Origin of the sequence: Streptomyces glaucescens (assembly GCF_002154375.1) — a bacterium.
GTDB lineage: Bacteria > Actinomycetota > Actinomycetes > Streptomycetales > Streptomycetaceae > Streptomyces > Streptomyces glaucescens.
This window is the reverse complement of sequence record NZ_MUND01000405.1, coordinates 1-10,772: the sequence shown is the minus strand read 5'-3', so window position 1 is coordinate 10,772 and position 10,772 is coordinate 1. Positions and strand designations below refer to the sequence as shown.

Sequence of the window (10,772 nt, the reverse complement as noted above, 5' to 3'; positions counted from 1 at the left end):
GCCCCCCACACCCCCGAGTTCGCCCGAGCGGTCCGGCAGGCCTTGGCGGAGTGGGCGGGTTCCGGGCCCCGGCCGGTCGTGATCGTGGACCAGTTCGAGGAGGCGTTCACCCTCTGTGCCGAGGAGGCGGACCGGCGGACGTTCGTCCGGGTGCTGCACGCCGCCTGCTCGCCCGGCGGACCCGGTGAGCCGGCGCCCGTGCTGATCGTCCTCGGCATACGGGCCGACTTCTACGAGCAGTGCCTGCGCCACCCGGAGCTGGCCGACGCGCTCCAGCACCGGCACATGGTGCTCGGGCCGCTGACCACCGCCGAGTTGCGGGAGGCGGTGACCGGTCCGGCGAAGGCGGTCGGTCTGGAGCTGGAACCGGGCCTGGCGGAGCTGATCGTGCGGGAGGTCGGCGCGGACGGGCCGCGCGGCGCGCACGACGCCGGTGTGCTGCCGCTGCTCTCGCACGCCCTGCTCGCCACCTGGCAGCGCCGCAAGGCGGGCCGGCTGACGCTGGCCGGGTACCGGGCGGCGGGCGGTATCCAGGGCGCGGTGGCGGCGACCGCCGAGCGGGCCTGGTCGGGCCTGGACCCGGCGGCCCGGACGGCCGCGCGGTTATTGCTGCTCCGGCTGGTGCGGGTCGGTGAGGACACGGCCGCGACCCGGCGGCGCGGCACCCGGCGGCAGCTGGCGGAGGAGTCGACCGACCCGGGCAAGACGGAGGAGTCGCTGGAGGCGCTGGTGCGGGCCCGGCTGGTGACGCTCGACGCGGAGACCGTGGAGATCACCCATGAGGCGCTGCTGCACGCCTGGCCCCGGCTGCGCGACTGGATCGACGAGGACCGGGGCGGCAATCTGCTGCGTCAGCGGCTGGAGGAGGACGGCCGGGCCTGGGAGGCCTCGCACCGCGACTCGGCGCTGCTGTACCGGGGGTCGAGGCTCGAACAGGCGGAGAGCTGGGCGAAGTCGGCCGGGGACACCTTCCTGACGCGTGGCGCGGTGGAGTTCCTGGCGGCCTCGGTGCGGCTGCGCCGCCGTACCGCCTGGATCAGCCGGGGTGCGGTCGCGGCGCTGGTGGTGCTGACACTGGTGGCGGTCGGGGCGGCGGTGGTGGCCTGGAAGCAGCGGGACGACGCGGTGTTCGAGCAGGTGGTCGCGGAGGCGGACCGGGTGCAGTACACGGATCCGTCGCTCTCCGCGCAGCTGGATCTGGTGGCGCACCGCCTGCGCCCGGACGACGCCGGGACGAACAACCGGCTGGTGTCGATCGTGAACGCGCCGCTGGCCACCCCGCTGCTCGGCCACAACGGGGCCGTCTATCTGACCTCGTTCAGCCCCGACGGGCGCACCTTGGCGACCGCGAGCTACGACCGCACCGTCCGGCTGTGGGACGTGTCCGACCCGACCCGCCCGGAGCCGCTCGGCGTGCCGCTGGCCGGTCACACCAGCTGGGTGAGCAGCGCGGTGTTCAGCCCGGACGGCCGCACCCTGGCCAGTGCGGGTGACGACGGGGTGATCCGGCTCTGGGACGTGACGGACCGAGCACGGCCGAGGTCCCTCGGCGCGCTGACCGGGCATCAGGGCACGGTGTACCTGGTGGCGTTCAGCCCGGACGGCCGTACGCTCGCCTCCGCCAGCGAGGACCGCACCGTGGGCCTGTGGGACGTACGGGAGCCCGCGCGGGCGAGGACGCTCGGGAGGCTGACCGGGCACGGGGCCGCCGTGCGGTCGGTGGCGTTCGCGCCGGACGGGCGGACCCTGGCGGCCGGCGGCGACGACCACACGATCCGCCTGTGGAGCACGGACGGCCCGTGGCGCACGGCCGAGCCGGGCCGGCCCCGGGAGCTGGGGAGACTCGCCGGGCACACGGACACCGTCCACTCGGTGGCGTTCAGCCCGGACGGGCACACCCTCGCCAGCGGCGGCGCGGACGACACGATCCGGCTGTGGGACGTGACCGATCCCGGCCGGGCGGCCAGGCTCGGTCCCCCGCTCACCGCGCACACCGGCCCCGTCTGGTCGGTGGCGTTCGCCCCCGACGGGCACACCCTCGCCGCGGGCAGCGCGGACAGCACGGCCAGCCTGTGGAACGTCAGCGACCCGGCGTACCCGTCGCAGGTCGGCGAGCCGCTGGCGGGCAGCAGCGGGGAGATGTACGCGCTGGGGTTCAGCCCCGACGGGCGCACCCTGGCCACCGGCAGCGGGGACAGCAAGGTGCGGCTGTGGTCGGTGCCGACGTCGGACATGATCGGCCGCAGCGGGTCGTTCCGCCCGGACGGGCGGGTGCTGGCCACCGCGGCGCGCGACGGGAAGGTGCGGCTGTGGGACGTACGGCGGCCGGACCGGCCGGTGCGGCTGGGGCGGCCGTTCCTGCCCGGTGACGGCGGTGACCGTTCGCTGTCCTTCTCCCCCGACGGCCGGCTGCTGGCCGTGCTGACGGCGAAGCGGTCGGTGTACCTGTGGAACGTCACCGACCCGGCCCGCCCCGTCCCGGCCGGCCCGCCGATCGTGCTGCGCACCCGGTTCATGGGCCCGGACGCGCTGGCCTTCGCCCCCGACGGGCGCACCCTGGCGACCGCCTACGACGACCGCACGTTCCAGCTGTGGAACGTGGCCGACCCCTCGCGGCCGGTTCCGCTCGGCGCGCCCCTCACCGGCCACAAGGGCTACGTCAACGCGCTCGTCTTCAGCCCCGACGGGCGGACCCTGGCGAGCGGCAGCGCCGACGGCACCGTACGGCTGTGGAACGTGACCGATCCGCGCCGCCCCACCCGGCTCGACGCGCCCCTCACCGACCACCGGGGCCCGGTCAACGTGCTGGCCTTCAGCCCCGACGGGAAGACGCTCGCGGGCGGCGGCGACGACGACACGGTCCGGCTGTGGGACCTCTCCGACCCGGTCGCGGGCGCGCGCGGGGCCGCCACCCTCACCGGGCACACCGAGGCGGTCGTGTCGCTGACGTTCAGCCGGGACGGCCGCACCCTGGCGAGCGGCGGCAACGACAACACGGTCCGGCTGTGGAACGTGGCGAGCCCGGCGGACGCGGCGCCGATCGGCCGGTCGATGAGCCCGAACGCCAAGACCGGCAACTTCCTCTCCTTCAGCCCCGCCGCCCACATGCTCGGCGTGTCCAGCGGCACCGACACCGTGCGGCTGTGGAATCTCGACGTCGACACGGCGATCCGGCACATCTGCTCCACCACGCGGGGGGTGCTGACCCGGGAGAAGTGGAACGAATACCTCCCGCGCCTCTCGTACGACCCGCCGTGCGACCGGTGAGCACACCCGATCGCGTGATCCCGCTCACACCTTGTCGGCGGGCCCGAGCAGTCGGCTCCCGTCGCACCGGCAGCCTTGTTAGGCTGGGTGTCAGCCCGATCGCTGGTGTATCCCCCGTCACCAGCGATCGGGCGCTGTCATGTCCGGGAACCGGTCGGTCGTATCCGGGAACCGGTCGGTCGTACGAAGGTAACGGCCGGTCGTACGAGGGAAACGGCCGGTCGTACCGGGGAAACGGCTGCCCGCCCGCCTAGGCTGAGGCGGTGTCCCAGGCGTACGAAGAGACAACGGACGTACGACGGCCGCGGCGCGCCCCGGCCGTCCGCGACAACAGCCGCCACCAGTGGGAGAAGGACCGCGCCCGGCGGCCGGCGGACGCCCGCGCGGACAGCGGTGCCACCGAACGCGACACCGGACTCGCCACCCGCGACCTGGTGTTCTCCGCGAAGTACCGGCGCACTGAGGCGACCCGGGAGCTGGCCGAGGCGTTCGGCGTCCCGCTCGGCACCCCCCTGCTGGAGCGCACCTACCGCACCCGGCACACCGGTGAATCCGCCCCCCTGAGCCTCGTCACCTCCTACCTCCGCCGCGATCTGATCGAGGCCGAGCCGAGACTGCTGGACGCGACCAACGAGCCGTGGCCCGGCGGCACGCAGAGCCAGCTGCACACCGTCGGCATCGAGGTCGACCGCGTCGAGGAACGCGTCACCGCCCGCCCGCCGACCGCGCAGGAGGCCCTCGACCTGGACCTGCCGCCCGGCACCCCGGTGCTGCTGCTGCGCAAGACGTCGTACGACATCCACGACCGCGTGGTCGACGTCGCCTTCACGACACTGCCCGGCGACCGCACCGAGCTGCGGTTCACCACCCGGCTGGAAAGGTGGTGAGCGCCGCCGTGAGCCGCCGCGTCATCGTCGTCACCGCCGTGCACGCCCCGTCGGCACGGTTCCTGCCCGAGGCCTACGCGTCCCTGCGCGCCCAGTGGCTGCCCGAGGGGTGGGAGTGGCGGTGGCTGATCCAGGAGGACGGCACCACGGACGAGGTGCGCCCCCACGTCCCCGAGGACCCCCGCGTCTCCTTCCGCCAGGGGCGGCCGGGTGGCCCCGGCGTCGCCCGCACCCTCGCGCTCGCGCGCGCCGACGGCGAGTACGTGAAGGTCCTCGACGCCGACGACCAGCTCACCCCGGGTGCGCTCGCCCGCGACCTGGCCGCCCTCGAAGCGGATCCCACCCTCGGCTGGACCACCTCCAGCGTCCTCGACCTGCTCCCCGACGGATCCACCGCCGCCTTCCCCGGCGACCCCGACGAGGGCCCCCTCGAACCCGGCACCGTCCTCGCCGCCTGGACCGCGCACGACTACCGCGCCCCCGTCCACCCCGCCTCCCTCTTCGCCCGCCGTGATCTCGTCCTCGCCCTCGGGGGCTGGATGGCCCTGCCCGCCTCCGAGGACACCGGGCTGCTCCTCGCCCTGGACGCGGTCAGCCGCGGCTGGTTCACCCGCGAACCCGGGCTCCTCTACCGCAAGTGGGAGGGCCAGGTGACCGGCAGCCCGGCCCACACCGACACGGTGGAACGCACCGCGCGGATGGCCGTGGCCGAGGCCCGGGCCCGGGCACTGGCGGTGTCCGGGTGGCGCTGGCCGAAGTGAGGCCGGGCTCGGGTGAGGCCGGCTTCCGGCCGGTCAGGGGGTGAGGGTGATCGCCTGGGACGGGCAGCCCTCGGCCGCCTCGCGGACCTTCGGGTCGTCGTCGGTCTCCTGCCGGCCCGGCAGGACGGCCCCGAAGCCGTCCACCGTCGTGAAGACGTGCGGTGCGCGGTAGACGCAGTCGCCGGAGCCGTAGCAGAGGCCGGGGTCGACGGTGACCTTCATGCCCCCTCCATTCCAGTCGCGAGCCGGTGCGGTCATCGCTGGACTGCCCTGCGGGGGCGCCGCCGAACCCCCCACGCCCGTGGTGAGCCCCCCCCCAACGGCTGACCCGCCGCCAGATCGCCGGTGACGTAGGTTGATCGAGTTCGACCGTCGATCCAAGGGTGGGGAAATGAGCTCACAGACCTACTTGTCCGGCCTCTTCTCGCTCGACGGGCGGGTCGCCCTGGTCACCGGGGGCAGCTCCGGCATCGGACGGGCGGTCGCGGGAGCGCTGGCGCGGGCCGGAGCCCGGGTCGTGGTGGTGGCACGGCGGGAACAGCAGCTGGCCGAGACCGTGGACGAGCTGGTCGCCGAGGGGTGCCGCGCGGGGTGGGTCAGCGCGGACCTGCGGACCCGGGAGGGCGTGCGGACGGCCGCCGAGGAGGCCGTCTCGGTGTTCGGGGAACCGGACATCCTGGTGAACTCGGCGGGGATCAATCTGCGTCCGCCGCTCGGCGAACTCGGCGACGACGTCTGGGACGCCGTCATGGCCGTCAACCTGGAGGCGCCCTTCCTGCTCGGGCAGCGGTTCGGGCCCGGCATGGCCGAGCGCGGCTTCGGACGGATCATCCACATCAGCTCCCAGCAGGCGCACCGGGCGTTCGTGCAGAGCGGCGCGTACGGGGTCTCCAAGGGCGGCCTCGAGTCACTGGCCCGGTCCCAGGCGGAGGCCTGGTCACCGCACGGCGTCACCTGCAACACGCTCGTCCCGGGCTTCGTGCTCACCCCGCTCAACGAACGGCTGTCCTCCGACCCCGCCAAGGTCGCCGAACTGGCCGCCCGCACGATGATCGGCCGCAACGGGCTCGCCGAGGACTTCGCCGGCGCGGCGGTCTTCCTGGCGAGCGGCGCCTCCGCGTACATCACCGGGCAGTCGCTGTTCGTGGACGGGGGGCTGTCCGTCCACTGACCGCCCCCGGCACCGGCTCCCCGCCGCTACGATCGCGGTGGCAACGCAGGCAACGCGCGTACTGCCAGCACTGATTGAGCGTCCGTCAGTCCGCCCGGGGAGCTGGTATGGGGAGCGGTGGTGCACTCGCGCGCTCACCGGGAGCGGCGCGCTTACGGGGAGCTCTGCGCAGCCCGGTCGCCCCCTGGGTGGCGGCGCTGGTCGCGGGCTGGCTCGTCTGTGTGCCGCTGCTCGGGCCGTACGGGGCGCTGCTGGGCCTGCTGCCCGGGCTGGCCCTCTTCCACCCGGCCCGGGAGGCCCTGAGCCAGGGGATCCGGCACCGCCGGACGGCCGGAGCCCGCCCTGGCTGGTCCTGGCGGCGCTGCCGGTCGGTGCCCGCGCTCACCGCGCTCGCCGTCAGCGCGGTGCTGTGCGGTCTCGTGGTGTGGACGCTGTGGCCGTCGCTGGGTGCCGGTGGCCGTGCCCTCGCCGCGGCGGCCGGGTCGCTCGCGACGCTGGGACCGGCGGCAGCCGCCGGAATCACCTGGCGGCACACCGAGCCGGCGGGCGGGAACGGACCGCCGCGCGTCCCGGACCCTCCGTCGGCGGCCCGCTGGGCGCTGTACGGCGCGGTCGTGCTGGGCGCCGCGGCCTGGGTGACGCGCACCGGTGTGCTGGTGGTGGCGTACGGCGTCGCCGACCCCCCGGAGCGCCACGCACGGCTGCTGGACGTGCTGCGGCAGGCCGACCGGCAGGTGCAGGGAACGGTGTTCGCGCCATCGGTGACCCAGGAGTACTGGCCCCTGCTCGTCGCCGCCGCCGGGCTGGTCGCGGGCGGGATCGCCGCGGCACTGCGCGGGGCGGCCCTCACCCGCGTCCCCGCCACCGCCCCTCACCCGCGCCCGGCGGGTCAGGTCTTCCTCAGTTACGCGCGCGCGGACACGGCGGTCGCCGAACGGTACGTCGGTGCCCTGCGGGCGGCCGGCCAGTCCGTGTGGATGGACACGGACGGCATCCGCCCGTCCCGGGAGTGGCGCGCCGAACTGGCCGACGCGATCCGGGCCAGCGACGCCGTGATCGTGCTGCTCTCCCACTCCTCGCTGCGCTCGCGGTACTGCTGGGACGAGTGCCGGCAGGCTCTGGAGCACGGCAAGCGGATCCTGCCCGTGCTGATCGACGCGGATCTCGCCGCCGGGAGCGTCACACGGTCCCTGCGGGAGGCCGACTGGGACGGCATCACCCGCTTCCAGCGGCTGTCGATGCACCACCCGGAGGAGTTCGCGCCCGCCGTGCGCGAGAGCCTGGCGTTCCTGTCCCGCGAGCACGACTGGGTCGCGCTGCACACCCGGCTCGGTGAACAGGCCCACGCCTGGCAGCACCACGGCCACGCGCCCGAGCGCCTGCTGCGCCGGCACGAGCTGGCCGAGGCGGAGGCATGGCGGGCACACCGCCCGGCCGTACCCGGCTTCGGTGCCGAACCCACCGACGTACAGCTGCGGTTCATCCAGGCGAGCCGTCGGGCGCTGCGCCGCCGCGCCGGGCGTCTGGTGACCGGGTCCGCGCTCGCCCTGGCCTTCGTCACGGCGGTGGCCTCGTTCGCCGCCGTCACCCAGGAGGACCGGGAGCGGCAGCGGCGCGAGGCACTGTCCGAGAGTCTGGCGCGGGCGGCGGACTCCCGGCCGTACCCCGGCATGGCGGCGGCTGCCCGGCTCGCGGCGGCCGCGTACGGGCAGGCGGACACCGCCGCCGCGCGCGACGCGATGCAGGAGCAGCTGGTCCGTTTCCAGCACGCGGGGCCGCGGCTGGCCGCCGGAGGGCCCGGATTCAGCGCGGACAGCTCGACGTACGCGGAGAGCAGCGCGGGCCGGACCCGCATCTGGGACCTGCCCGGGTGGACCCCGCGCCGCACCCTGCCGGGAGAGCTGCCGCACGACCCGGCGCGGGCGCTGAGCGCGGACGGCGGGCGGGTGCTGCTCTTCGACGGCGACGGCCGGGCCCGGATCGCCGACACCCGGACCGGGCGGACCGTGGCCCGAGGGCCCGAGGGCACACCGGGCCGGTTGCCACCACGCGGCGGACTCACTCCCGACGGGCGGCGGTTCCTGGCGTCCACGAGCGACGTCACAGCCGTCGTCGCTCGCGTCGACGGCCGTGGCCTGCCCCTGGGGCTGCTCTGCCTCGATCCGTCGCTGAGCCCGCACGGCCGCTTCGTGTGGTGCGCGGCGGACGAATCCGGTGCGGACGGCGCCACCGGCCGCCTGGTCTCCGTCACCGACGGCAGCGAGGTCCGCTTCCCTCGCCGCCCGACGCTCGCGGGCTGGACCGCGGACGACCGGCCTGTCGTCACCCTGCGGCCCGACGGGCGGGAGGCCGCGGTCCAGGTGCTGGACCCGGCCGGGCCCGAGTCCGCCTGGTCGGTGCGGACCGGCGACGACTGGGAAGCTGCCTCCGTGTCCGCCGACGGCACCCGGCTCGCCCTGTCGACCTCCCTGCACGTCAACCGGTTCGAGGTGTGGGATCTCCGGCGCCGGACGCGTCTCGGCACCGTGGAGATGCGGGAGCTGGCCGAGCGGGGCTTGCCCTGGGACGTCGCCGACAACGGTGAGGAGGTGCTCGGGAGACTGGTGGAGGCCGAGCCGGTGCACGGCATGCCCGTGGCGTCCTTCAACGACATACCCGCCGAATACCACGACCCGGACGGGCGCGCCCGCGTCTGGTACAGCCCCGACCGGCGCTCCGCCGTCGCGCACACCGGCGAGGGCTGGTGGGCCTGGCGGCTGGACGGCCGGGGACGTGTGTCCACCCGGGTCGCGGCCCCCGGCCTCGGCACCGCCGACGCGGAGGGCACCGATCTCAGCGCCGACGGCCGCACCCTCGCCGTCGCCGACTACGGCGGGCGGCTGCTGCTGTTCGAGACCGGCACCGGGAGGCTGAGCAAGCAGCGGCGACTCGCGGGCCACGGCGTCCGGGTGGCCTACTCCCCCGACGGGCGCACCCTCGCCGTGGGCGAGCTGATCGGCGACGAGCGGACCGGCATGCGCGTGCGGATCGGTCTCTTCTCGGCCACGTCCCTGCGCCGCACCGGCACCCTGCGCAGCCCCACCCCGCCCGACGGGCGGGCCTATCTGGTGGGGCTGGCGTTCTCCCCGGACGGCGAGCGGCTGTACGCGGCCGAGTCCCAGCTCGGAGGGGTGCGTGCATGGTCACTCGCGGACCGGCGGCTGGCGCGGACCTACCAGGGCGAGAACTATCTGGACGGCATGGTCCTCTCCCCCGACGGCCGCACGCTCGTCACCTCCGACCGCCAGACCACCGTGACCCTCTGGGACACCGCCACCGGCCGGCAGCGGTACCGGCTCCCCTACTCGGGGCACCGGGTCGCGTTCTCCCCGGACGGACGACGGATCGTCACCACCGGGGAGCTGGAGGGTGCGGGCGTGACCGTCTGGGACGTCGCCGGGCGCCGCCGGGTCGGTCCGGTCATGAACCTCGGGGGTGATGGCAGCACCGTGCGGGACGTGACGTTCACCCCCGACGGACGGGCCCTGCTGGTCGTCGCCCAGTCCCTCGACACCACCGACCTGGAGCGGCCGGCGACGATGTCGGTACGCCGCTGGGAGCTGGGCCGCCAGTCGGAGCCGGGCCCGGTCCTCGCCCAGCCTCCCGACGCGGAGAGTCTCTTCCACACCGCCCCCGACGGCCGGGGCGTCGTCGTCGCCGACAGCGACGCGATCGTCCGGATCACCACCGACCCGGCCGCCTGGCAGCGCTCGCTGTGCGGGCTTGCGGGCCGTTGGATCACCCCCGGGGAGTGGCACGAGCGGGCACCCGAGGCGCGCTATCCGACCCACTGCGCACCGCCGGACCCGGACTGAGCGGAGTCGGGGCCCCGCCTGTCCGACCGGCCGGCTGGGCGCGCCGGGCGCCGGGCTACCCGGCCGGCTGGGCCCCGCCGGGCCCGGGCTGGCCGGGGGCTCCGGCCTCCTGCCACTTCACCATCCACGCCTCGTTCTGGATGCTGATGACGTGCTCGGCGTGGGCGACCAGCCGGGCCCGGGACTCCTCGTCGGCGGGCGGCTCACGGCGCCAGCGGGACCAGACACGTTCCAGTTCCTGCGCGGTGCGGGAGAACTCCAGTTCCTGGTAGTCGTAGTTGGCCGCCGCGGCGTGCGTGGTGACCGCCATCCCGGCGGTGGCCGCGACCGCCAGCCACCGCCCGGCCCCGGCGGACTCGAAGGTGCCGCTCCATGCCGCGAGCACCACCGAGGCCAGTCCGAACACCAGCTCGGCGGCGCGCACGACCGCCAGCCTGCGCCGGTAGTGCTCGGCTCGCGGCCGGTAATAGCCGTCGATCTGTGCCCGCACCCGCAGCTCCATGTACGAGGCGAGCCCGTCCACGGCGGGCAGCGGGCGCCCGCCCGGCACGGACCGCCCGGCGAGGTACCGGTCCAGGTCTCCGGCGTCGGCGAGCACGTCGTCGGTCCGCGCGGCGAGCTGCCGCAACCGCTCCTCGGACGGCGCCACCAGATACCCGTACACCTCGCTCTTCAGTGCCTCCGACACCGATCGCAGCCGCGTCCAGTCACGGATCCGCTCCGGCGTCGTCCACTGCCCGGCGAGGGTCGCGCAGCCCGCGGTGACCGCCGCCGCGAACGCCATGGCCCGGCCCGCGCCGGGGTGGTCGTCCATGACGAGCGCGGCGGCGGT

At 75.3% G+C, this 10,772-nt stretch carries 7 protein-coding genes; 5 read left to right on the top strand and 2 right to left on the bottom strand.

The features are described from left to right. The 3 genes from CCN42_RS25105 to CCN42_RS25095 all read left to right on the top strand — a co-directional run. A partial coding sequence (locus tag CCN42_RS25105) for a WD40 repeat domain-containing protein (RefSeq protein WP_086739019.1) occupies positions 1-3,267 on the top strand: 3,267 nt, incomplete at its 5' end. 263 nt (positions 3,268-3,530) lie between these two features. After that, a complete protein-coding gene (locus tag CCN42_RS25100; protein ID WP_086739015.1) occupies positions 3,531-4,154 on the top strand; it encodes a UTRA domain-containing protein in 624 nt (207 codons plus the stop codon). 8 nt (positions 4,155-4,162) lie between these two features. Next, positions 4,163-4,915: a glycosyltransferase family 2 protein gene (locus CCN42_RS25095; protein ID WP_086739017.1), complete on the top strand. Its 753-nt coding sequence runs from the start codon at positions 4,163-4,165 to the stop codon at positions 4,913-4,915. A gap of 33 nt (positions 4,916-4,948) precedes the next feature. Here the strand turns inward: CCN42_RS25095 and CCN42_RS25090 are convergent, their stop codons facing one another. Next, the gene (locus tag CCN42_RS25090) at positions 4,949-5,137 is read right to left on the bottom strand and encodes a ferredoxin (RefSeq protein ID WP_086739013.1); all 189 of its coding nucleotides are present in this window, start codon (positions 5,135-5,137) and stop codon (positions 4,949-4,951) included. Positions 5,138-5,306: 169 nt separating this feature from the next. On the opposite strand from CCN42_RS25090, the gene CCN42_RS25085 reads away from it, so the two are divergent. Beyond that, positions 5,307-6,086, top strand: a complete 780-nt coding sequence (locus CCN42_RS25085) for an SDR family NAD(P)-dependent oxidoreductase (protein ID WP_086739011.1) — start codon at positions 5,307-5,309, stop codon at positions 6,084-6,086. 107 nt (positions 6,087-6,193) lie between these two features. Next, complete coding sequence (locus CCN42_RS25080; RefSeq protein WP_143662004.1) at positions 6,194-9,940, top strand: TIR domain-containing protein; 3,747 nt, start codon at positions 6,194-6,196, stop codon at positions 9,938-9,940. Positions 9,941-9,995: 55 nt separating this feature from the next. Here the strand turns inward: CCN42_RS25080 and CCN42_RS25075 are convergent. Further along, positions 9,996-10,772: SLATT domain-containing protein (locus CCN42_RS25075; RefSeq protein ID WP_086739007.1), on the bottom strand; the 777-nt coding region annotated here is incomplete at its 5' end.

Coding starts and splice junctions, on each gene's coding strand:
- CCN42_RS25080 (WP_143662004.1), top strand. CDS start 6,194: ATGGGGAGCGGTGGTGCACTCGCGCGCTCACCGGGAGCGGCGCGCTTA.
- CCN42_RS25090 (WP_086739013.1), bottom strand. CDS start 5,137: ATGAAGGTCACCGTCGACCCCGGCCTCTGCTACGGCTCCGGCGACTGC.
- CCN42_RS25085 (WP_086739011.1), top strand. CDS start 5,307: ATGAGCTCACAGACCTACTTGTCCGGCCTCTTCTCGCTCGACGGGCGG.